The organism is Ruegeria sp. AD2(2025), from assembly GCF_056542385.1.
Map to the genome: position 1 here is coordinate 49,480 of NZ_JBQFZS010000013.1, position 21,460 is coordinate 70,939.

General features: G+C 56.1%; 20 protein-coding genes. 9 read left to right on the forward strand and 11 right to left on the reverse strand.

All coding sequences use genetic code 11. The features are described 5' to 3' along the window. Positions 1-61 precede the first annotated feature (61 nt). Positions 62-2,599, reverse strand: coding sequence for a glycyl radical protein (locus ACR1XV_RS19555; protein WP_480534446.1), 2,538 nt, complete (start codon positions 2,597-2,599; stop codon positions 62-64). An 839-nt stretch (positions 2,600-3,438) separates the two neighbouring features. On the opposite strand from ACR1XV_RS19555, the gene ACR1XV_RS19560 reads away from it, so the two are divergent. Beyond that, a complete protein-coding gene (locus ACR1XV_RS19560; RefSeq protein ID WP_480534448.1) occupies positions 3,439-4,350 on the forward strand; it encodes a DUF7973 family transport facilitator in 912 nt (303 codons plus the stop codon). A gap of 102 nt (positions 4,351-4,452) precedes the next feature. Further along, positions 4,453-5,691 carry an acetate/propionate family kinase gene (locus ACR1XV_RS19565; RefSeq protein ID WP_480534450.1) on the forward strand — a complete coding sequence of 413 codons (1,239 nt, stop codon included), beginning with the start codon at positions 4,453-4,455 and terminating at the stop codon, positions 5,689-5,691. Positions 5,692-5,757: 66 nt separating this feature from the next. Here the strand turns inward: ACR1XV_RS19565 and ACR1XV_RS19570 are convergent, their stop codons facing one another. After that, entirely contained in the window at positions 5,758-7,266 is a 1,509-nt protein-coding gene (locus ACR1XV_RS19570; protein ID WP_480534452.1) for a glycosyltransferase family 39 protein, read from the reverse strand. Between the two features lie 508 nt (positions 7,267-7,774). On the opposite strand from ACR1XV_RS19570, the gene ACR1XV_RS19575 reads away from it, so the two are divergent. The 4 genes from ACR1XV_RS19575 (at position 7,775) to ACR1XV_RS19590 (ending at position 11,512) form a co-directional block, all read left to right on the forward strand. Beyond that, positions 7,775-8,416 (forward strand): Crp/Fnr family transcriptional regulator, encoded by a 642-nt coding sequence (locus ACR1XV_RS19575; RefSeq protein WP_480534454.1) that lies wholly within the window; start codon positions 7,775-7,777, stop codon positions 8,414-8,416. Positions 8,417-8,483: 67 nt separating this feature from the next. After that, positions 8,484-8,684 carry a YgaP family membrane protein gene (locus tag ACR1XV_RS19580; RefSeq protein WP_480534456.1) on the forward strand — a complete coding sequence of 67 codons (201 nt, stop codon included), beginning with the start codon at positions 8,484-8,486 and terminating at the stop codon, positions 8,682-8,684. Next, positions 8,681-9,298, forward strand: a complete 618-nt coding sequence (locus tag ACR1XV_RS19585; protein ID WP_480534458.1) for a rhodanese-like domain-containing protein — start codon at positions 8,681-8,683, stop codon at positions 9,296-9,298. Before ACR1XV_RS19580 ends, ACR1XV_RS19585 begins: the two co-directional genes overlap by 4 nt. Positions 9,299-9,454: 156 nt before the next feature. Then, on the forward strand, positions 9,455-11,512 hold the full coding sequence (locus ACR1XV_RS19590; protein WP_480534460.1) for an adenylate/guanylate cyclase domain-containing protein: 2,058 nt from the start codon (positions 9,455-9,457) through the stop codon (positions 11,510-11,512). Between the two features lie 45 nt (positions 11,513-11,557). On the opposite strand, the gene ACR1XV_RS19595 is transcribed toward ACR1XV_RS19590, so the two are convergent. The 6 genes from ACR1XV_RS19595 to ACR1XV_RS19620 form a co-directional block, all read right to left on the reverse strand. Next, complete coding sequence (locus ACR1XV_RS19595; protein ID WP_480534462.1) at positions 11,558-12,310, reverse strand: outer membrane protein; 753 nt, start codon at positions 12,308-12,310, stop codon at positions 11,558-11,560. Positions 12,311-12,827: 517 nt separating this feature from the next. Next, a complete protein-coding gene (locus ACR1XV_RS19600; protein WP_480534464.1) occupies positions 12,828-13,796 on the reverse strand; it encodes a hypothetical protein in 969 nt (322 codons plus the stop codon). A gap of 112 nt (positions 13,797-13,908) precedes the next feature. Continuing rightward, entirely contained in the window at positions 13,909-14,841 is a 933-nt protein-coding gene (locus tag ACR1XV_RS19605; RefSeq protein ID WP_480534466.1) for a reverse transcriptase family protein, read from the reverse strand. After that, entirely contained in the window at positions 14,825-15,127 is a 303-nt protein-coding gene (locus ACR1XV_RS19610) for a helix-turn-helix transcriptional regulator (RefSeq protein WP_480481818.1), read from the reverse strand. The genes ACR1XV_RS19605 and ACR1XV_RS19610 overlap by 17 nt, the downstream gene beginning before the upstream one ends. 669 nt (positions 15,128-15,796) lie before the next feature. Beyond that, entirely contained in the window at positions 15,797-17,422 is a 1,626-nt protein-coding gene (tnpC, locus tag ACR1XV_RS19615) for an IS66 family transposase (RefSeq protein WP_480534468.1), read from the reverse strand. A gap of 189 nt (positions 17,423-17,611) precedes the next feature. Further along, positions 17,612-17,878 (reverse strand): helix-turn-helix domain-containing protein, encoded by a 267-nt coding sequence (locus ACR1XV_RS19620; protein ID WP_480534470.1) that lies wholly within the window; start codon positions 17,876-17,878, stop codon positions 17,612-17,614. A 15-nt stretch (positions 17,879-17,893) separates the two neighbouring features. Between ACR1XV_RS19620 and ACR1XV_RS19625 the strand changes: the two genes are divergently transcribed. After that, a complete protein-coding gene (locus ACR1XV_RS19625; protein WP_480534472.1) occupies positions 17,894-18,565 on the forward strand; it encodes a hypothetical protein in 672 nt (223 codons plus the stop codon). A gap of 206 nt (positions 18,566-18,771) precedes the next feature. Here the strand turns inward: ACR1XV_RS19625 and ACR1XV_RS19630 are convergent, their stop codons facing one another. The 3 genes from ACR1XV_RS19630 to ACR1XV_RS19640 all read right to left on the reverse strand — a co-directional run bounded on the left by ACR1XV_RS19630 (position 18,772) and on the right by ACR1XV_RS19640 (position 20,075). Then, a complete protein-coding gene (locus tag ACR1XV_RS19630; protein ID WP_480534474.1) occupies positions 18,772-19,029 on the reverse strand; it encodes a hypothetical protein in 258 nt (85 codons plus the stop codon). A 499-nt stretch (positions 19,030-19,528) separates the two neighbouring features. Beyond that, positions 19,529-19,747 (reverse strand): GDCCVxC domain-containing (seleno)protein, encoded by a 219-nt coding sequence (locus ACR1XV_RS19635; RefSeq protein ID WP_254441363.1) that lies wholly within the window; start codon positions 19,745-19,747, stop codon positions 19,529-19,531. Positions 19,748-19,751: 4 nt separating this feature from the next. Continuing rightward, complete coding sequence (locus ACR1XV_RS19640; protein ID WP_170519995.1) at positions 19,752-20,075, reverse strand: hypothetical protein; 324 nt, start codon at positions 20,073-20,075, stop codon at positions 19,752-19,754. Positions 20,076-20,173: 98 nt separating this feature from the next. On the opposite strand from ACR1XV_RS19640, the gene ACR1XV_RS19645 reads away from it, so the two are divergent. After that, positions 20,174-20,563 carry a MerR family transcriptional regulator gene (locus tag ACR1XV_RS19645; protein ID WP_170519998.1) on the forward strand — a complete coding sequence of 130 codons (390 nt, stop codon included), beginning with the start codon at positions 20,174-20,176 and terminating at the stop codon, positions 20,561-20,563. A 501-nt stretch (positions 20,564-21,064) separates the two neighbouring features. Continuing rightward, positions 21,065-21,271: a cold-shock protein gene (locus tag ACR1XV_RS19650; protein WP_170430361.1), complete on the forward strand. Its 207-nt coding sequence runs from the start codon at positions 21,065-21,067 to the stop codon at positions 21,269-21,271. Positions 21,272-21,460: the final 189 nt, after the last annotated feature.

A 21,460-nucleotide genomic window follows, 5' to 3' on the forward strand; every position in this document is an offset into this window, starting at 1 on the left:
CGCAGCAGCCCCGAGGGGGTAGTCCCGCAGGGTCGTAACCCTGCGAGACCGGTTGGTCAGATCAGAAGGCCTGCTCGGTCCGGCTAATGATGTCGTCCTGCACTTCTTTGGCGAGAACGACGAACTGGGCGCTGTAACCCGCCACGCGGACAACCAGGTCCTTGTGCGCTTCGGGGTTCTTCTGCGCTTCGATCAGGGTGTCGCGGTCAATCACGTTGAACTGAACGTGCATCCCTTTGTGATCGAAATACGAGCGAACCAGCGAGGCGAAGTTCTGCAGCCCGGCATCGCCAGCCAGCGCTGAGGGCAGGAACTTCTGGTTATACAGCGTACCGTTCGAGGCGATGAAGTGGTCAAGCTTGGCCACCGAGTTCGCGGCAGCTGTCGGCCCGTTCACGTCCTTGCCCTGACGCGGAGACACACCATCGGCAAGCGGCGCTTTGGCCGGGCGGCCGTCGGGCAGCGCCGCGACGTCCTTACCGAACAGCACGTTGGCCGATACCGGGTAGATCCCGGCCTGGAACTGGCCGCCGCGCGGGTTGGTGTATTTCTCGACTTCGCGGCAATAGATCTGTGCGCATTTCCGTGCGACTAGGTCGACTTCGTCGATGTCGTTGCCAAAGCAAGGTGCCGTGTCCAGCTTGCGCTGGATTTGTGCGTGCCGCGACATATCGCTGACGCCACCGCCGTTTTTCGACAGTGTCTCGTACACTTCGTTCTTCAGTGTGGCGACGTCTGTCGAACCGCTGTTGCTCAGCACTTTGCGGACCGCTTCATAGACCTGTTCTTCGGTCAGATCGCCGGTCGCTGCGGCAGGTGCGTTTTCACCGATCGCCATGCCGAAGTTCGAGTCCAGGGCCTCTTTCAGTTCGGCCATGGTGATCTCGTTTTCGTCAAAGACGAACTTCTTCATCGCGTAGACCGAGTCGCCGGTGTCTGCGACACCGAAGGCCTGCGGGCCGGTGAAGTTGTAGATCGCGCCACCTTCCTGAACCGATTTACCCCGGCCCATGCAGTCGTCCACCATGGCCGACAGGAACGGCAGCGGGCAGCGTTCGGCGTGGGCAAGGTCGACACAGTTGTCGGCTTCGACCAGATACTTCACGAAATAGGCCATCTGGGCCTGGAAGGCTTCGTAGAAGTCGTCGACCGATTTCCACTGTGTCATAGGCTTGGTGACCGGACCCAGGGATTTATCGCCAACTTTGCCCTGGTTCATGGTGATTTCCAGAACCTTCGCAACGTTGAAGAACGCGGCGTCGTGCCAACCTTCGGTCTTGTGGATCGCCTGAGGTTCAACGCAGCCGACGATGCCGTAGTCACGGGCGTCTTCCAGCGATACACCGCGGTTTTGCAGCGACGGGATGATGACCTCGTCGTTGTAGACCGCCGGTACACCCAGGCCCAGACGCACGACTTCTGCCGAGCGGTGCAGGAACTCATCAGGTGTGCCCTGCCAGACGCGGATCGAGAACGACGGAGCGGGCAGACGAACGTGCGCAACAGCGTCCATACACATGTACGAAACTTCGTTGGTCGCATCCAGGCCGTCCGGTGTCTGACCACCGACGCAGAGGTTCTGGAACACGGCATAGCCGGCGAAGGCCTGTGCCGAAACTTCGTCACGTGTCTTGTTGACGTCGTTCAGTTTGATCCAGATGCAGTCGATCAGTTCTTGTGCGAACTCGCGGCTGATGTCTTTGTCGGCCTGCAGGAACGGATCCATGTATTGGTCGAACCGGCCAGGCGAGATCGAGTGGCCGCTGGATTCGATCTGCAGCATGCACTGCACGAACCACATTGCCTGACAAGCTTCCCAGAAGGTCCGGGCACCGTGTTCGGGGACGCGGGTACAGTTGCGTGCGATCTGTTCCAACTCGGCCTTGCGGGTCGGGTTGGATTCGGCGCGCGCCAGTTCTTCTGCCCTGGCCGCATAGCGGTGGGCAAAGTTGATGGCGGCGTTATAGGTGATGATGATCGAGTTGTAGAACTGCTCTTTCTTGACATAGCTGGGGTCCATGCGGTCCATGGTTTCCAGCGCCATGACGGCTTCGGAGATCACTCCGCGGAAGCCTTTGTCAAGGATTTTGCCATAGTCGACGCAGACGTGGCCCACACCGCCGTAGAAGTAGTTGCCCACGGTGAACACGCCGTTGGCCATGCAGTCCTTGGCTTCCTGCGACATATAGGACGACGCCAGATCACTGGTCGTCCGGCCGGGCCAGTACTTGAAGGCCTCGTGCAGTTCGGCGGCGGTTTCCTTCGGAATTTCGAAAGGGTCGGCCACGCGGTGTGCCATGGTTTCGAATTCTGCTTCGACCCAGTCAAACGAGAATTCCGGGCAGATTTCTGTCGACCGCGGGTTCTTGGTGATGGCACCGACGATCAGTTCATCTTCGCGGATGGTGACTGGCAGTTCGTTAAAGATCTTCTCAGCCACTTTCGCCCTGCGGGTGATCGCCGGAAGCCCTTCGGTTTCTTTATATGCCTCTGTGACCAGAACTGCACGTTCCGACTCGACATGCGGCCGGGCGTTCAGGATCTGATCCTTCAGCCGCTTTACGCGGTCTGTCGGCTGTGTAAAGCCCTTTTCTATCATGTTTTCCTCCAGGCGATTACGCCATTTTCAGGTCAGGTTCATAGGGCGGCACCCTCGGTCGAGGCGTGTCGCAGCTCGCGGTTTCTCGGCTAGGCCGGGGATGTCGCCGAAGCGTCGGGAAAATCGGTCTGAACGGAGCCCAGGAGGCAAAGAGCACGACCTTTGGCGTCTCTCCCGAACAGGGTCACTCGGCACTCGGCTACAATCTCTTTCGTGGTGCCCTAAGAGTGCCCCTTCACCGCCCGTTTCTCAATGTGAGCCATTTGACATAGACAGGGAGAATCTTGTGGACCACCGGAACGTGCCCGCAACCCATTGTTGCAAAATGATATTTTCGACCGCAGACAAAATCCTGCCCCCGAGGCCTGCGCAAAACATCACCACAGGGGTAATTTCTTGCGCCCCGTTCAGGACAATTTTGCGCCGCCTTATGGTTGAGTTATTTTCATTCTAAAATTGCCGAACGATAAAAACCTTTGGCGGCGAAAACCGCGTTTTCGGAAAAACAAGAGATATCAGAAACCTGCGCATGATTTGTCCGCCAACCGCCCCCGCATGCAGGCCATGACAAATTTGACCACTTGGTTGGCAAGTCCGTCTCGTTGACCCTCGGCGATCGAAATCGGTACTCTAATAGGGCAGCGCTCCCCCATTCGGACCCCAGCCGCTGACGCATTGTGATGCCATAACGGCCGTGGAGCACCAACCCGGAGATACGGTTTCCGGGATCAGATACGTTGTTTCTGAACGGGCCTACATGCGGCAGAGCGCAAGCGCAACTGAGGTGTGGCAAGCCGGACAGCTTCCGACTTTGCCTAGAGAATCTCTGAGAGGGAAAAATGACTGCTTTAGGACTACTCGCCGCTTTCGGTGCCGGCATCTTTGGTGCGGCAATCGGGGCGCTACCCGCATTCACATTCGTCGGATTGCTGACTCTGTTTGGTGTCGGTATCCAACTTGCAATCGCCCCCGCCACAACGGACTTCTTCAACATTCCGTTCGGCGTCTTCGGGCCCCACGTCGGTGGCTTCGCCTCGGGCGTCGCCGCAGCAGCGTATGCCGCCAAGAAAGGCAAGCTGGACAGCGGCCGTAACATCGTAACAGCCGGCATGGGCCTCAACAGCCCCGATGTCCTGCTGGTCGGTGGCTTGTTCGGTATCGTCGGCTATGTCGTGATCTACTTCGTGGCCATGGTGCCCGAATTCGGCCAAGGCCTGCTGTGGACAGACTATGCTGCCATCACCGTTGTGATCTCGGGCATCATCGCGCGGTTCATCTGGGGCACCACGGGCCTGTTCGGCAAAGCCGATCCCGGTCGCAAGTTCTTCCAGCCCACAGACGCCACCAAATGGCTGGTCTTCCAGTCTGACAAAGGTCAGCTGCTGGTCATCGGTCTGGGCGGCGGTCTGATCGCCGGTTGGCTGGGCGTCACCTACGGTGCGCCGGGCGCGCTGCTGGCCTTTGGCCTGTCCGCATCCAGCCTAATGTTCCTGACCCTTGGTGTGCAGACACCCGTGACCCACCACATCACGCTGCCCGCAGCGATCGTGGCCGCGGCCTCAGGCAGCATCATCTGGGCCACCCTGGCCGGTCTGCTCTGCGCCTTCCTGGGCGAGTTCTTTGCCCGCGCCTTCCTGGACCACGGCGACACCCATATCGACCCCCCGGCCTGCACCATTGCGACTACGACGCTGGTGTTCAACTTCATGACCGCCATCGGTCTCTGGGCCATCGTCCCCATGCCGGTCTGACACCTGACAAGACCCGGTCACACACCCTGTCATCGGGTCTCGTCCGCCAAAGGAACCGGCGTAGGAGACTACGTCGGTTCTATTCTTTGCGAGGAAGACACAATGATACTCACCATCAATTGCGGCAGTTCCAGCCAGAAATACAAACTCTTCCGTGACGATCTTTCAGAAGTCCTCGCCAAGGGCATCATTGAACGTATCGGAACTGCCGACTCCTCGTGTGTTCACGAAGCGCGCGGCGAGAAAACAGGCATCACCGAAGCCGTGCAAGACCAGGCTGGCGCCTTCGAGCTGATGATGCGCAACCTTCTGGACCCCGAGATCGGCGCCATCTCATCGCGCGATGAAGTCGCAGCAATCGGCCACCGCATGGTGCATGGCGGCCAGGAATTCGTCAAAGCGACCCTTGTGGACGACAAGGTCATGGCCAGGCTGCGGGAATGCATCGAGCTTGCACCACTGCACAACCCGGCCTGCGTCGCCGGGATCGAGGCCGCCCAGCGGATGTTCCCCGAGGCGCCCAACGTCGTAGTCTTTGACACCGCGTTCCACCAGACCATCCCGGCGCAGGCGCATGTCTATGCCCTGCCCCACGAGTTTTACGCCGAACACGGCATCCGCCGGTACGGCTTTCACGGCATCTCATGCCGCTATGTCAGCCGCGTCGCCTCGAACATTCTGGGCCGCAAGATCGAGGACCTGTCGATGGTGGTCTGCCACCTGGGCAACGGGGTGACGATCAACGCGGTTCAAGGCGGCCGGTCCGTCGACACCAGCCTGGGCTTCGGAACCTTCGGCGGTATCCCCATGGGCACCCGATCCGGCGATTTCGACCCGGCCATCATCTTCCATCTGGTCAACAAGATGGGCATGTCCCTGACCGAGGTCGAAAAGCTGTGCTACAAGAACAGCGGCCTGCTGGGCCTGTCCGGCGTCAGCAACGACATGCGCGACATCATCGAACGCGCCTCGGGCGGGGATGAACGCTGCCAGCTTGCGCTGGAGGTGTTCATCTACAACTGCCGCAAGACCATCGGGGCCTATGCGGCGGCCATGAACAAGCTGGACGCGCTGGTGTTCACCGCCGGGATCGGCGAAAACAGCACCGAGATCAGATCGCGTATCTGTGCCGGCCTCGAGATTCTGGGCATCCGGATCGAAGAACGCGTCAACGAAATCGCAGGCCCCCAGATCCCCAACATCACCGCCCCGAATGCGCGCGTAGCCACCCTTGTGGTCCCTACCGACGAGGAAGAGATGATCGCCTATGACGTCAAGCAACTGACCGGAAACATGCCCCGCAAGGACGAGGTCAAAGCGCCGCAGCCCGTTCTGGAGTAGACCCGACCGGGCGGTGGGCATCCTGATTCGCCGCCCATCATGCGAGCGCCCAGAACACGCCGCGCCTTAAGCCCGCCCCCCCCCGCCCGGGCTCCGTCGCGCCGAGCCGATCAGCAGCCAACAGGCCGTCACAGCAAGAAGAATTCCTGCCATCAGACTGACGTAAAGAACAGCCAGCACCCACGCAGGCTTGGCCTCGCGGAGAGCAGACAGAAACCCGCCATGCTTCACGGCAAAGTCGGACCGATGGTAAAATTCGAAGAAATAGCCATCAACCATGAACAGGCCCTGCAGTGCCAAGATCAGCGCCGTGATCAGGCACAGCAGCGCGCGACTGGGTGAAAAGGCCACCAATGCGACCAGCGTTGCGGTCACAGGTCCCCAGAGATAAGGTAGCAGAAAGCGTGCGTCAGCCGGTGGCAACACGCCCGTGTGCGCCAGAACCTGAAGGCCTACAAAGGCCAGCACAAATGTAAAGACAAGAACGCACCGAAAATCTGCAAGCACAGTCTCTTCCGCCGCCGCTCGCTGGCCCGGTCGGAAACACAGCACGATCCCGGCGACAATCAGCGCGGACACAATCCAGAAGGGCGGCGCAAAAAGAACGGCCCTGAGAGCGCCCGGGTCGAACATATAGAACGTATACTGCCCCGAAAGAACCAACCCGGCGGTGGCGATAAGCCCAGAGTCCATCAGACTGCCATTAAACCGACCAAAGAGGGAGAGCGTTGCCATGCTGTGCTCTGACTCATGACCTGCAAAAGTCGCGGCGAGATGAAGAAATGTGGGAATAAGCAGCAGCACCCCGAGGACGCAAGCGAAGGCGAGGTAATGCAGAAAGCGGGGGTTCCTTCGGTGATGCAGAAAAGCAAAGGCTACGGGCAAAAGCAGAAGGACCGTTGTCGTCTTCGATGCCGCAGCCCCGCCCAGTATCAGCTGGACAAGCGCAACCCGTCCCGGGCTGAGGCCGCGCAGCAGCAGGGTCAGCGATACATAAACAGCGGCCATCCCAAAGAATTCCGCAAAAACATCATTGCTGACCTGTGTCACAGCCACAAGCCGGCCCGGTGCAAGAACAAAGATCGCCGTTGAACAACTTACGAACCAGCGGTTTCGGGGAAAGAGCCGGTCCATTGTCATGAACAGCAGCGCGACCGAAAGCGTTGACACAACAACGGATACAGCCCTCAGCAAAAACAGGCGGTCTGTATGCGTTGGCAGCGAAAAGGCCCGCGAGATCAGCGCATAGCTGGAATAAAACAATGCCGGTTGATGGCCCTCATAGCTGACCCCCTCCAGCCCCCAGCGGGCCGGGTCTGGGGAATCGGGCGTAGGCCAGCCCAGCTTTGACCAGCGTTCGCCCGCCACCATCTCCGCCGCTAACGATGGGGTCAGAAGGTCGCTTGCGATGTCAGGCACGCCCCGACCGGTGGCAAGGCGATCTACATAGTCATAATGATGAGGTTCATCGAGCTTGCCCCAGGACGGCATGAGCATGGCAACGCTCATCGCATAGGCAAAATAGGCGAACAGGAGAACTCGAAGCGTCGGGCTGGAAATCATAACTGTTTTCATCACTCGCTACGTAGTCGGGTCAATCATCTGTCAAAATTCGCGCCCCTGCCGAACGCGGTGCATCGTTTGCGTCCAGAACATCGGGCGGCCAACATGATTGCCGACCAGCGCTGATAAGAACCAACTGTCAATTCCCTTTCCGGGCAGAAGCCCGCAATCTGATTTCACGCCTGCAGCCTGCACAGACCCGAAGACCCGATCAAGAGAAACCGCACCCGTCGCGCATGTGTTGTGGTCGTTGCAGGTGCATTCGGACCACAAGAATGCAAATTGCACCTGTAACTCAGTCACATCCCCCAGCTTCATGCGCCCTGTGCCCCGATGGCCATAAGAACGCCGCGGGACCCTGTTTCAACGCCGCAAGCGCCCGCGGGTAAGACCATGCTTGACGCGCGCGGTACCGGCCAGTGTTCGGGAAACGCTGCGCCGAGCGGCCCTGACGGACTTGTTGGTTTTGCCCCCCGCACCAGCTGCTAAGATATGCCGCGCAATCAACGGGGACAACGCTGTGACCATACCGAACTGGAGCCACGACTTGCTGGATCGGCTGGAAGGCGTGGGGACGCGGCTTCGGGTGGCGGATGGGGCGGCGCTGTTTGCGCCCGGGGCCTATGGTGAGGTGTTTCTGATCGTACTGTCAGGCACCGTTCGGGTCGAACAAACCAGCCCTTCGGGGCGGACCGTTGTGCTGTATCGGGTCGGGCCCAATGACAGCTGTGTCATGACCACGTCCTGCATGTTGTCCGACATTCCCTATTCCGGCTATGGCTATGCCGAGGGCGATGTGACCGCGCTGGCCATCGCCCGCCCGCAGTTCAACGATCTGCTTGCCGGGGATGCCGCGTTCAGGGCCTCGGTCTTTGCGGCCTTTTCCCAGCGGATTGTCGAACTGTCCGACGTGATCAACGACCTTCTGATCAATCGTATGGATCAGAAACTGGCTGGCTGGCTGGCCGAACACGGCGGCGACGGGATAGATATCCGCATGACACATCAACGCATCGCAACCGAGCTTGGCAGCGCCCGCGAGGTCATGTCACGGCTATTGAAAGACTTTGAACGCCGCGGCTGGGTCCAGCTTGAGCGGGGAACCATACATCTGACCGACCACGCCGCGCTGGTGCATTTTTCCAGATCCGAGCTTTTGTGACCGCGTTACATAAAACGCGCTGAAAACCTGCGACTCTCCGACCGGATCAGGAAAAGGAGATTCCGATATGCAATTCCCATCCAATGTTGGCTCGATCGATCGCCTGTTGCGTCTGGTGCTGGGCGCCGGGCTGGTTCTTCTTGCGCTGGCGGGAACCATCGGCGCGTGGGGCTGGGTCGGCATGGTCTTTGTCGTTACCGCCTTCGTCAAATTCTGCCCCATTTACGCGATGCTGGGCCTGTGCACCGACAAGAAAGCCGAACAATGAGCGCCCCCGCCCCTCGCTCGCGCCGGGCGGTTCTGAAGCTGGGCATGGCTGGTGCCTTGATCGGCCCGGCGACGCTGGCAACGGCGCAAACCGACGTCGTGACAGCGATCAATCCCGCGAAGCTCAAGGACCGCCAGCGCACGCCGCTGGGTCTGTATCTCAGCTCCTCCGAGGCGCACAGCGCGCTGCGCGACAATCCCGATATTCTGTTCGTCGATGTCCGCGATCCCATTGAAATATCCTTTGTCGGGCACCCCGAGGGTCTGGACAAGATCATCCCTCTGGGCGTGCTGACACATCAGATTGACCCCGGCAGCGGGCAATATCGCATGGTGAACAACCCCAACGTCGTGTCCGAATTCGATGACCTGCGCGCCCTGCACGGAAAATCTCGGGATGCGACCATCTTTGTTACATGCCGATCCGGCGCGCGATCTGCCGTCGCGGTGCGAATGCTGGCACAGGCCGGATATACGAATGTCTGGAATCTGGTGGAAGGCTTTGAGGGGGACAAGGATGCAAACGGTGCCAGAACGGTGAACGGATGGCGAAATGCCGGGCTGCCCTGGGGCTATACCCTTGGACCCGGAGTGGCGTGGACCCTGCCGGCATAGGCCTGTGACCGTCGTGCCCGGGCTGAGCTCCGGTGCGGGATTTGTTAACGCACCCTAACAGTTGCGTGAGATTTCGGCAGCGCAGCAAAGTAACCTTTGCGCTGCCGCCTGTCTCAATTCAATACTGCCCTATCTGTCGTTATTTGCGGAGCTTTCATGCGGGTTAGCGTCGGCATCGCTGTTTCAATGCTGGTTGCCCTGTCCATCGGCGTGTCGACGTTTATCGTCCATTCGCTGTGGTGGACAACTGCGCGCGACAACAGCCGGATGCTGGCGGCCGAGATCAACAGCCAGATTGCCAACACCGTGCGCATCGAGGTCGGCGTGACACTCCGATCCGCCGAGGCCGCCTGGGCTGCGGTGCGCACGATCTTTGTTCAGAACGTGATCGCAACGCGGCAAGCGGACAAGCGAGAGTTCGTCTTTCTGTCACAACTGCAGGCCCAGCCCAATATCTCGTGGATTTTCTTCGGCTGGCCCGACGGAAATTTCTTTGCCTCGCACCGGTTGGGTGATGGCGGGCTTGAAATGGTCGAGATCGACAAAAACATCCGCGACCGGATGCTGCGGACCGATCGCTATATCTTCATCCCCGGCGACATCCAGTTCGAAGAGCGCAACTTTGCCGAAACCACCTATGATCCACGGGATCACGCCTGGTTTGATAACTTCATGGGGCTCGAATCGCAGGGCTGGATCGAAGCGCGGGACCTGCCGGGCAGCAACAAGACCGTGTATGCATTTGCCGGGCCGATTGACGTCAACCGGCGGCGTCAGGGCGTTCTGGCCGTCGCTATTGAGACCGACCGGCTGTCGCGTTTTCTGGCCACGCTGCATCCGGGTGAATTCGGGGCCGCCTTTATTCTGGACGCCGACGGCAAGGTGATCGCCGTGCCCGATGCACAGGCTGATGAGGTCACGCCCGCGCGGATGGGGGCCGGAGAGCTTTATGAGGTCGCCATGATCTCGGGCGAACAGCTGTTGGGCCACCCGGAGGTCAACACCCCCGGCAGCCAGACCACGCGCGTCGTGATCGGCGGGGTTCCTTATGCGGTGGCGTTGACGCCTCTGGGTTTTTATGGCTGGCGCGTTGCCACAGTCATCCCGGAATCGGCGTTCCTGTCGGGCATAGATAAGACGCTGATAAACCTTCTCTATATCCTTGTCGGCGTTGTCGTCGTCGCCACAGGGCTGGCGATCTGGCTGGTGCGCCGGGTGGTCGCCAATCCGCTGGCGCGCATCGCCGAAGACCTCAGCAAAATTGAACGTTTCGATGTCGAACAGATCTCGCGGCGGCCCTCGCGGCTGGCCGAGCTTGCAAACCTCTCGGCCGCGACGGCCAGCATGGCCGCAGGACTGGCGGCGTTTCGCAAATATGTGCCCACTGATCTTGTCCGAATGCTGGTCGCCGAGGGGATCGAGACGCAGCCCGGCGGCGACATCAAACCGATTTCGGTGCTGTTTTGCGATGTCACCGGGTTTACCGGATTGTCCGAAAAGCTGGGACCCCGGATTGTTCAACTGATGGAACCCTTCTTCAGCGCCGCGTCCGAGGCCATTGCCCGCCATGACGGCACCATCGACAAGTTCATGGGCGACGCGGTGATGGCGTTCTGGGGGGCCCCGCGCGAGGATGCCAACCATGCCGAAAACGCCTGCCGCGCCGCATTGGATCTGGTCGCGGCCGTCGAAGAGGCGGGCATCACCGATGACGCAGGCAATGCGCTGCAGGTCCGGATCGGGTTGAACAGTGGCGAGGCGCTGGTCGGCAATATCGGGTCCGAACAGCGGCTGAATTACACCGCAATCGGCGATGTCGTGAACGTGGCCAGCCGTCTGGAGGGGGCCAACAAGGACTACGGCACCCTGATCCTGATCGGCCCCGAAACGCGCCGCAAGGCCGGAGGATCAATCGTGGTGCGGGAACTGGATACGCTCTCAGTCTTTGGCCGAAGCAAAGAGCTGGTGGTGTATGAGTTAATCGCGATGGCCGATGGCTTTGACGGCTCGCGGATCTGGATCGAGGCCTATGAAAAGGGGCTTGCGCATTATCGGGAGGGTCAGTTCAATCAGGCCGTGGTGGCGTTTGAGGCTGCGGCCAAGGCCCGGGGTGGCGACTCCGCCTCAGAGATCATGGTCAGCAGGATCACCGCCCTGCAGCATGAACCTCCGTCCGATGACTGGCGCCCTGTCACGGTGGCCGACAAGAAATGACCGCGACTTGCAAGGTGTATCGGAATCGGACTGCCTATCGCCCTCTCAGAACCGATATGTTGCCCCCAGCAGCGGTCCCGACTGATCGAACGTGAAATCATTGCCGTCGATGTCGTGATCGAACGAGATATAACGATACCCACCCCGGATCAGCCATCTGTCATTGATCGCGTAGTCGGCGGTCAACAGAACCTGCCAGGTTTCGCTGCCGCTGCGGAACCCGCCGTAATCGACAAACCCGGTGCCCGACCACCTATCCGAGAAATCGACGCGCGCGCGAACGCCCAGAACCGGGTCGATCCAGTCATCATCAACCGTTGTCGTCCCCCCGGTCACAGTACCGGACCGCAGCCGGAACTCAGTTTCCGTGCTGAACCATCTGAACCCGCCCAGCAGATCGAGCCGAACAGCCTCCTCGGGCAGGATCTGATAGCCGACATAGCCGCTCAGATACTGGGTCGTGAACGAGGTATCCAGCCCCGAAAAGGCCGGCCCTGGTGTGTCGTTGCTGAAGGAAAGGTTGGTGTAAACATAGTCCGCCAACAGCGTCCAACGCCCATTTGTCGCCGAAAAGGCCCCCATGAACGCCAGATCAAGGTTCTCGAGCGCATCTGAGAAGCTGAGATTGGCATCAAGCGACCCCCGGGACGTATCCACAGACGTATCTGTTTCCGGCATGAACAGATAGATCGACGCCTCGTAGTTCCAGTCAGACTGCTGCGCATCGGTCTGGCTTGCAAAGGTCGCGGGCAAGAAGACCCCAAGGCCAAGAGCCCCCCATTTGGTTATCGCAGGCATTGCTTCTCTCTTCAGGGCGTTTTCTGGTCGAGCCAAGCTTAGTTGTTTTTGTTGCCATGGCCAGACTTATCGCATCCGTGCAGGTTTCAAAGGAACCCGGGCTAGTTCAAGCGTAAGCGTTGCATGCAGCCCCGGATTAAGGTCTTTCGATGACACAACTGTCTTAGTATATTGGCCTTACGGCCAATATACAGATCGGCACACTCGAACGCTTTCGGCCGATTCCGTTGAAAAACTCCGAATTCGCCGAATCTTGATGTAAAAAATGTCCTTACAGAGCCGGTATAATTTTTCAACTGGGGGGTCGGTCTAAACTTGACACTGGCTGCCAGAGGGCACGTCAACGACTGTAGGCGATGTCGGTAGCAGACCCTTCCGGTTGACCGTCTATTCGCAGAAAATACGAGCTTCCCGGATTTTCGAGTTTTTCAACAAAATCGGCCCAAACCGGACCTTCGCCCCTCTGATGTTTTTCTGCAGCACAACCTGCCGAACCGGTCCTTACCATAGGTGAAATTTACTCAGGATCCGGATCATTCTTAAACCGACCGAGGAAAGCCTGGTTGCAGTCTCCGAGAATTCCTAGGCGATTCAGTTGGGGTTCAACCATTCTCCATCCATAGCCAACAACTCGGTTGACCCGTGAAAGATGTGAAGCGATTGCTTTTGAGGCAGTTGAATGCTCGAGTTCGTCAGCACCAGATTCCCACCGCTTCAGGCTGTGCTTGGCAGCGAGAAAGGTCAAGCCTTTGACCCCAATCCGCGGCACAACTTGCCTGTCAGTATCAAGAGCTAGGCGCCGCAGTACTGAGAAACATAGAATCGCATCAAAGTAATCGAGTTTGATGACTTCCCCTTCTTTGAATGTCTTTAGTTTCAAGGGACCATGTTCGTGTGTGCGTTCCACCCAGTTTTGAAGTGCCTCGGCGAGCCTGGTTGAACTAGCTAAAGACTCCAGCTCAGAACTCGCCACGCCGCTGCGATGAATTATGCAGTTACGAGCGGACCGATAGTAGTCAAAAACTGGAGCGACAAAGTCTACCCTCGACGCATCGAAACTGCGACGGCGATAAAACCGTTCAAACGTCAAGCCCGGTTCATCGACTGTCCCGGCTTCCCATTCCGCCTGAGTTGAGAATTGTGAGGGTGTAAGGAGGTTGTGATATTCGAGGCTGGATAGATCTGCGTCTACATCAGTCAAAAACTTGTCGAAAGCTGAAAAACTTCTGGCGAGTCCGAGATTTGCCACTTCAGAATAGGCAGTCTCGATGACTGTATTGGAGAACATTGGCTCAGTGCCCCACTGCTCAGCCAGTAAAACGACTCGGGACCAAAGTGCTGCTGAAGATGTTCCGGCTTGGATTTCTTCGGTGGTCAGTGAAAGCCCTACACTTAACACCTTCAAAGCATTTCCAAGTTCTTCATGTGTGCTACTGAATGTTTTAAACGCCGTGGAGTTTGCATTTGCAATGCTCAGTTCTGACATGGTGATTGGCTTCTCCGGCCTGTTACTACACCTGGAGCGAATATGTGCCCTGCGGTGCAGAATTCCCAAGTACCGCCGTTCAGAGGGTCGGGAATGCATTGAAAAGATCTGGCTATGCTTGCTCAACTTGCTTCTTTTGAGCCAAACGACCCGAAATCTTATTGTCGAGCAATCGCCTGAGCTTCGCGCTCTTGGCTTTTTGCCGCTGTTCTCGAAGCTCGAACAGCTTCTTCATCTGACGGTTCGGTAGCTTGGTTTTGTCGTCTTGAACAATCACACCTGTGATGTCGGCTGGGCCGTCGATGATGCTGACCTCCTTTTCAGCTTTGAGCGTAAGGCCATGCTTATGCACAGATTTCTTTATGTCCCAAATGAACGCCTTTGGAATTCTGGGCCCAGAGAACGTTAGATCATCCGCATAGACACTGTGGAGGATATCTGTTTTGGCAACCTTTGCTTCAATTTCGAGCCACATATTCAAGTTTGCGTAATACGCAAGAATGGGGCTGCAAGGAGAGCCTTGGGGTAGTGACCCGTTGTGGCAAACCAAATGTATCAAAACGGCTGTGACATCCGGTGAGCATTCCAGTTTCTTGTGAAAAAAATGTGCGACGTTGTTCGCTGTGCAGCTTCCAAAATAGTCAGCAATGTCGAGAAGCCAAAATGCTTTCGCACCTGTATGCCTGGCGGCATTGTCAACATAGGACCGACCTTTGACAGGGCTGAAAAGCCAATCGGGCGGGGTGATACGGCCAAGTAGATCACCAACCCTAGATTGGATGCTTTTCAGTCGCGGGTCGGGAATGTCGATTGGGCGATACTTCTCTGCCAAGCCGGGGTGAGGTGGCTCACGACGCCAAGATTCTGGACCTTTGTTCAGTTCTTTGTGCTTCCAAAGACGTTGATAGAGATCGTTGCTTGCTGTCAATTCTGCAAGGGCATCCTCAGATACATAAAGAAGCGCAGCTAACTTTTGCCGACTTCTCATGCGAAAGAACGGGCCGTCACGCAGGGAATGTCTCTTTGTTTTACTTGGCTTCGGCATTTGATTTTCTTTCAATGAATTTTAGCAAATCAACAACCTTAGAAGCGATTTTCGTTCTTGTAGCGTCCCCACGCCTAGCGTTCGGCAATTCTTCCGCGAAAAACATAATGGCTGAAACAGGTATCCGAAATTCCTGGGAGTAACGTTCGATCAAGTCCAGCGAGGGTGTTTTATTGCCCTTCTCGATTTCAGAAATGTGCGATTTGGATATACCCAACCGCTCAGCAGCTTCGAACTGCTTGAGGTCATGGAAAACTCGTATCAATCTGAGGGCTTCATTTATCATTTTGGACCCACCTACGGATGTTCTTTAGATATTAGGCTGGCGGTCTACTCGAAGAGTTCAAGAACTCCTTTGATCCACCGGACTACCCGGAAGATAAAGATCCCCACCGTAACGATGGAAATCCAAGTTTGGCGGTTCAAGAGTTTCCTCCAGAACCAACGACGCATCTTTTGGAGTTTACCCCTCAAGTTGCGCCACCGCCGCCACCGGCATGTGTAGTCTGAAAAAGCCATGGCTTTTCCTCCTCTGTTTGTCCTCGGCGCCCAATTCACAACGAACTGAGCTGGCCAAGGCATCTCGCCAAACAGTGGAAACGGACCCGGTGGCTACACCCTTTACCTAGACGCGATAGAAATCTCGTCTATCGCGTCTGCTTCGCCCGCCGCCCGCGTCTCTCCCCGTCGCCGGGGCCCTCGCGGCCTCTGCGGAAGAAACGGTAGAGAACTTTCGTCCTCCGCGCTTTGACTGCCGCCAAAGCTGGGTATGAGAACTTCTTCCGTCTTTCACACAGTCTTCAGATGGGGATGGCTGTTTCCCGTTTCAAGGATTAAGTTCGCTAAAAGTGAACTTTTTTCGACAGCGTAAGCCTTCTCGGATTGAACGCCTGCTTTCAACCGCGATCTATTCGATCCTCGGTATCGCAACGAAGGTCGGCTCACCGTCCCCGCTTCAGGCAGCTTGCTCATATGGCGCGTGTTTGTATCGCGGGACAGGGGGCCGGCCCATACGGCAGTGTTCAGGCGCATTCCAAGGGAGAAGTTCGTCATATCTGCTGCGAGGCAGCTTCTGGGAAATCTGGTTCAGAACCCAATACAGGTACTCATAGCTGTCCACACTGTGCATCTTGCAGGTTTCAAAAAGAGTTGAATAGATAGCCCAGGCATCTGCACCATCAGCGCTTCCCGCGAACAAGCTATTCTTCCGCGTCCGAATGATCGGTTTGAACTGCCTCTCCACTGCATTGGTGTCGAGATCCAGGCGCCCATCGTGAACGAATTTCGTCAAGCCAGTCCACCGCTTCAGTGTGTAACGGATTGCTTTGGCCACATTCGATTCAGAAAGATGGCGGGTCAGCGCTTTCTCAAGCCAAACCTTGAACTCATTCAGTATGGGTTGCGAACACTCTACTCTCACACTGACCCTGGCACCAGGGCTGTGGCCTCGAATGCTATCCTCAATCTTATATAATCTCCGTATAAATCCCATTGCGGTGTAGGCATCGTCTGTCTCGGTGATGATGGCTGCGTCTGAATAGTGTCGTCGCGCATGCGCCCAGCAGTCCGCACGGTTTTTGAAGAAGTTGTAGCCGGGATATCCATCGGTTTGGAGCAGTTCACTATAGTCACCGAGGATTTCTTTGATGTGATATTGCGCTCGTGTCGGCCGCGCGAAATACACCGTCATGGGCGGGCTGGTCCCGCCAAATGTACTGTCATCACGCGTGATTGCATACATGTAAAACTTGGCCGCCTTCCCCGTTCCAGAAGAAAGAATAGACACCGGCGTTTCATCCATGAGCAAACGCGTCGATGATTTGAGCAGCATCTCAATCATTCGCAGACAGATTGGTGAAAGCGCTTCCAACGCAACTCGATTGAGATACCGGTTAAAGGTAGGCCGACTCATCGTGATGCCGTTGTTTTGCAGCATCTGCTCTTGGCGGTGGCAGGGCAGCCCCCAGAGAAACTTGTTGACCGCAACGCCAGCGATGAAAGTGTTATCGATGTTTCCGCCTGGGAAGACTTTAGGTACAGACGGAACAGAATACATGCCTCTAATCCGGCAGCGGTAATTGGCGTACCACCGGACCTCAGTTTTATATTGGGCGGGTATATAGACGACTGAATTGCGCGGCTTGAAGCTGCGAAAGCTGCCGCCACACCCGCAGGGACATTTGTTGTCTGCGGTCTTGAACACGCGATCCGTTTTCACGGCATTCTTGGCCCAGTTCGCCTTACCCTTGCCTTTGGGTTTTGGTTTCGGAGCCCGTTTTTTCTTCATTTTGTCCTGCGAACTTTTCTCGCCGGACTTATCGGGTTCTTGCCCGTCATCTTTCGCCTGATCGGGAGGGTTATCTGCTTTCGGGCCATGCGCATCGCGGAGCATTTTTGCTATCTTGCTCTGCAGATGCCCATTCTGCTTCTCTAGCTTCTGGTTCTTTTCGAGCAGATCGTTAATGAACCCGACAACGTCGTCAAAGGTCGCTATCAGATGCTCGGCAAAGGCAATTAGTTTGTCATCTTGCGATGACAACATCTCTTCAAAGATATTCTGATGCCTTTGCAGAGGATCCATAACCCAGTTCATCCTTCATGCGCGGTAAGCGTAGCTTAGTAGGTCGCGTCCGGCGAGCCGGACGCGTTTGCGCTTGATTTCCAAGCGCGGAAATGGGATGAAAAGGGAAGAGATCGTGGTCGACTACGATTTTACGAGCCCGGTTATGGATGCCAGTCCGCCGGGCTCAACCTTTCCAGAGCCTTGGGTTTAAGGCCCCATCGATTTGACCTCCTCGGTTATCTCGGATTGGGCGTAGCGTTCCGGGAACAAATCCTCTACTCGCTGGTCCAAAATGGAAGCCAGGTGCCTCTCAATTTTCTCCGAGCGGCTTTTCCCCAGTGATACAGAGCTTACGGCGCTCGCTCCGACACCGATTTGTTTAGCCAAATCTGCTAGCTTCAGCCCTCTGATTTCTAATTCACACTTGATCCGCGCGTGCCTCGCGCGATCTATGGGGATATCAATGTGCTTCATGAGTTCACCTCGCGAATGAACTGGATTTTGCGACTGCCCCAGATAGAATCGATTGTGTGCGGGCCGGTCAAATCTTTTTATCGATGCCCGAAATCTCAAAAAGGCTACATAGAAAAAGGGGCGTGGAAAGTGAGAGCTGACGAGAAAGCCGCATGCAAACGTGCCCGCGATATTTGGGAAGTTCAAAGCGACTACACAGGATTTCGCAAATTAGACCGAGCGGCAATAAAACGGTCCCAGATCCAACTGGAAAAAGATGGTGATATTCGTGCGTCCGTGTGGTTGAAGGACAAGACAGGGTTGCCTTTCCATTTCTCACCCAAGCATCTCATTTCAGACTTTCATGCGATAGACTGTCTTAAGGATTTATGTGAAACATACTCTTGCTCCCGTAAATCTCTTTGGAAGTTGCTTGAGCAACTCGGTCTAGACCCATGGGATCGCGTCATCAAAGACTATAAGTCACCTATGTCTTTGGAACAGGTCGCAAAACGTCACGGTTTGAAGTCGGCGACGCTTTCAGATGGCTTGAAGCGGCGCGACGTTCCCATTCGCTCCGGAAGAATCCCGGTCCAACTAGATGCTGCGGAAGTCCAAGATGCATTGAAAGACGATCCGTCAATCAACGAGCTTAGGCGGAGGCTGCAGATCTCTTGGGCAAAGGCGAAAGAACAGATGGATAGATAAAACCGAGAAAAGTGCGATGCGCACATTTGATGACTTTCGCTCCAGGTTTGCATCAAAGCGCGGGAGCGATCCTTCGCCAAAGCGCCATGCTTCTTGCGATTGCAAAAACTTGGTATCTCAATGCCAGAACTTCACAAAACTCGGGCGGTTTTGGTGAGTGGATGTACGCGCCGATGACCTCGTAACGCGTACACCCATGCACTTGATTACTCGCCCAGTTGTTGCCTCAGCACTTTGAGCAACTCTTCGTCAAACCCCTCATTTTGTTGCTTCCTTGGCTCGCCTTTGAATTCCCAATCGCGATCAAACCTATCTATCTCGATGACCATCGCCACCGCTTCGCCGTTTTTGAAGATCGGCACCAGCCAATGCTCCGCCTTTTCGAGCAGTATTTCCCCGATATTGCCCAGATCTTCGACATTCACTTTCTGTCTACGAAGAAAATCGCGTCTTGCATTGTCCATTTGGCTTCCTTTCTTTGAACACACCCGTCCTTCGTCCGACAACATGTCGGACTGGTCGGTGTGAGAAGCGGGAACAACATCAGGACATTGGAAGGGCCACGAACTTGAAGGGTTGATCTACAGCGTACGATGCTGGATGCGGTTTTCCAAGAGTAGACCAAGTGCACAACCCTGCGCTGTCTTCTCGGACCATACCGAACCGCGAACATCGTTGAACAGGTGTTATGTGAAGCGATCTCGGTTGAGTGGTCAGCTCAACTGCTGGTCAAACGCACCATCACCGACTCCGAAGCCGCCGTTCGCGCAGACCGCAGAAAACGACGGCACTGAGCCCAACCTGTACCCTGGATTTTATTGCTGCATGCGCTTGTAGCAGTAACAACATTGCAACTGCCGAATACCTTGTGCGGCCAAGCAGCGGAAAAACTGTCATTTATGCAAATAGCAGCGATGCTCGCGGCGGCAGCTCACAGTTCGCTCAACAAAACCGTCCTTCACTTCATCCGCAACAGCTATCGCCTAGCTGAATTGGTGGACACGGGACCGTGGCATATGAACAGTATACACAACAGTCGCCGTCCAACGGCTTCAAAACTGTTTTGCACGACTTGCATTCATAGAACCACTGGCAAGCATCCGTTGGCATTTGCTCGGTTTCGCTGTGGCCGCACTTCGGGCAAATCAGGGTGCTTTCTAGGACTACAGTTTGTTTTGTCATAGTCTCACATCTGCATGATCAGGTAATCGTTAATCCGTGCCTCGTTAAACACAACGACCCAAGCCACGCCGGTGATTAGAGTCGTTCCTGCAAGCCACCATTTCAACGTCGGCAAGGAACCGCGCCGATAAGATACCATCCATGATATCACGACGAGCGCCGTTGACATCGTCAGCACATAGTAACTCGCTGCGGCAACCTTCCCAAAGATTGCCAACCAACTACCACCCAGCCCCAGTAACATCATCGTCATGGGCAAAACGCAGCAAGTCGCGACGCCAAGCGCTGATAGCGATCCCAAATAGCTGAGGCTAAGGTACTTCTGCATTCTGTTTCCCTGATGGACTACGTTGCGCGGAGTTGTAGAGACAACAACCTCTCGTTTAACTTCTGTAGCCACTACAGGATCAAGACAGGAAATCTCACATGTTTGCGATTGGGGAGGCATCCCGGCAAAGCGGTGTCGGAATTGAAACTATCCGCTACTACGAACGCGAAGGGATCGTGCCGAAACCAGAAAGGGCATCGAATAATCGACGCATGTACTCTGCGTACGATGTGGGACGGCTTCGTTTTCTAAGGAAGTGCCGAGACTTGGGTTTTTCGCTTGCCGATGCAAAGGTGCTTCTCAACCTGTCCGAAGGTGATAGCGAGGATTGCCAATCCGTTAAGGAAATGGCCGAGCTTCATATCTCCAATGTGCGTTTGAAGATAAACGAACTTAAGCGATTGGAGACCGCCCTGAATGAACTTACGGCCAACTGTAACATCGGGAACGTTTCTTGCCCGATGCTTGCGCAGATACGGACCTACTAATGGTACTTTGAGGCTCGCAGTCGCCCTATGCAACGCAGCATGACCCAAGATTCGGGCCGCGTAAAATCTGCCGTTCGTAAGAGAGGCCAACTCGTTGATTTAGCACTGTTTCCATCAGTCAACGAACATTCGTGCGTCGCCGCGGTGTTCTTGTAGCGCGCAGTGAATTCGGACAGTCAGCCCAACCTGCCGTGTCTGAGAAATCAATTTGCTACATACGCACTCGGCAGGTTTGTCAGAAGCCGACCTCTGATTTCCGAACTACAGAACAATGGTTCTGCTTATCCTTGTCCTAACTTGGGCTAGGCGGATTCAGATATTCTGTGGTCCTCCATTGTATCAAGGCTTGTATCGTGCGTACCCGAAGTCCATATATTCAAGGCTTACGTTTTTCTTTTTCGACCTGCTGTCTCCCCAATTCGGCGTTCAGTCTTTCGATTCAGACCGACCACGCCGAGTCGCCGCAATGATGCGGGCGGCAAGTATTTGGAGACTTCCACCATGGCAAATGGCACAGTAAAATGGTTCAACTCGACCAAAGGTTTTGGCTTTATCGAACCTGAAGATGGCAAGCGCGACGTGTTCGTGCATATTTCAGCACTTGAACGTTCCGGCATTAGCGAATTGAAGGACGGCCAGAAGGTTACCTTCGACGTCGAAGCTGGCCGTGACGGACGCGACAGCGCCGCCAATCTGGCACTGGCCTGACCTTTTACGGGCACCCTTATGGGGTGCTCGTTTGCACAACGGGCTGCTAAAAGCCCTTGGAGAACAAGTCAGTTGCAACAGCAGGAATTGACCCGGGCGCTCGCGCAATACCGTGTGCCCGATGCGAAGCGCAGTGTTTTTGAACTTGCGATCACTGTTGTCCCCTTATTCACGCTATGGGCCCTTACG

Excerpts from the sequence above, each read along its gene's own strand:
- ACR1XV_RS19555 (WP_480534446.1), bottom strand. The coding sequence starts at position 2,599 with ATGATAGAAAAGGGCTTTACACAGCCGACAGACCGCGTAAAGCGGCTG.
- ACR1XV_RS19560 (WP_480534448.1), top strand. The coding sequence starts at position 3,439 with ATGACTGCTTTAGGACTACTCGCCGCTTTCGGTGCCGGCATCTTTGGT.
- ACR1XV_RS19565 (WP_480534450.1), top strand. The coding sequence starts at position 4,453 with ATGATACTCACCATCAATTGCGGCAGTTCCAGCCAGAAATACAAACTC.
- ACR1XV_RS19570 (WP_480534452.1), bottom strand. The coding sequence starts at position 7,266 with ATGAAAACAGTTATGATTTCCAGCCCGACGCTTCGAGTTCTCCTGTTC.
- ACR1XV_RS19580 (WP_480534456.1), top strand. The coding sequence starts at position 8,484 with ATGCAATTCCCATCCAATGTTGGCTCGATCGATCGCCTGTTGCGTCTG.
- ACR1XV_RS19585 (WP_480534458.1), top strand. The coding sequence starts at position 8,681 with ATGAGCGCCCCCGCCCCTCGCTCGCGCCGGGCGGTTCTGAAGCTGGGC.
- ACR1XV_RS19590 (WP_480534460.1), top strand. The coding sequence starts at position 9,455 with ATGCGGGTTAGCGTCGGCATCGCTGTTTCAATGCTGGTTGCCCTGTCC.
- ACR1XV_RS19595 (WP_480534462.1), bottom strand. The coding sequence starts at position 12,310 with ATGCCTGCGATAACCAAATGGGGGGCTCTTGGCCTTGGGGTCTTCTTG.
- ACR1XV_RS19600 (WP_480534464.1), bottom strand. The coding sequence starts at position 13,796 with ATGTCAGAACTGAGCATTGCAAATGCAAACTCCACGGCGTTTAAAACA.
- ACR1XV_RS19605 (WP_480534466.1), bottom strand. The coding sequence starts at position 14,841 with ATGCCGAAGCCAAGTAAAACAAAGAGACATTCCCTGCGTGACGGCCCG.
- ACR1XV_RS19610 (WP_480481818.1), bottom strand. The coding sequence starts at position 15,127 with ATGATAAATGAAGCCCTCAGATTGATACGAGTTTTCCATGACCTCAAG.
- tnpC (WP_480534468.1), bottom strand. The coding sequence starts at position 17,422 with ATGGATCCTCTGCAAAGGCATCAGAATATCTTTGAAGAGATGTTGTCA.
- ACR1XV_RS19620 (WP_480534470.1), bottom strand. The coding sequence starts at position 17,878 with ATGAAGCACATTGATATCCCCATAGATCGCGCGAGGCACGCGCGGATC.
- ACR1XV_RS19625 (WP_480534472.1), top strand. The coding sequence starts at position 17,894 with ATGAACTGGATTTTGCGACTGCCCCAGATAGAATCGATTGTGTGCGGG.
- ACR1XV_RS19630 (WP_480534474.1), bottom strand. The coding sequence starts at position 19,029 with ATGGACAATGCAAGACGCGATTTTCTTCGTAGACAGAAAGTGAATGTC.
- ACR1XV_RS19635 (WP_254441363.1), bottom strand. The coding sequence starts at position 19,747 with ATGACAAAACAAACTGTAGTCCTAGAAAGCACCCTGATTTGCCCGAAG.
- ACR1XV_RS19640 (WP_170519995.1), bottom strand. The coding sequence starts at position 20,075 with ATGCAGAAGTACCTTAGCCTCAGCTATTTGGGATCGCTATCAGCGCTT.
- ACR1XV_RS19645 (WP_170519998.1), top strand. The coding sequence starts at position 20,174 with ATGTTTGCGATTGGGGAGGCATCCCGGCAAAGCGGTGTCGGAATTGAA.
- ACR1XV_RS19650 (WP_170430361.1), top strand. The coding sequence starts at position 21,065 with ATGGCAAATGGCACAGTAAAATGGTTCAACTCGACCAAAGGTTTTGGC.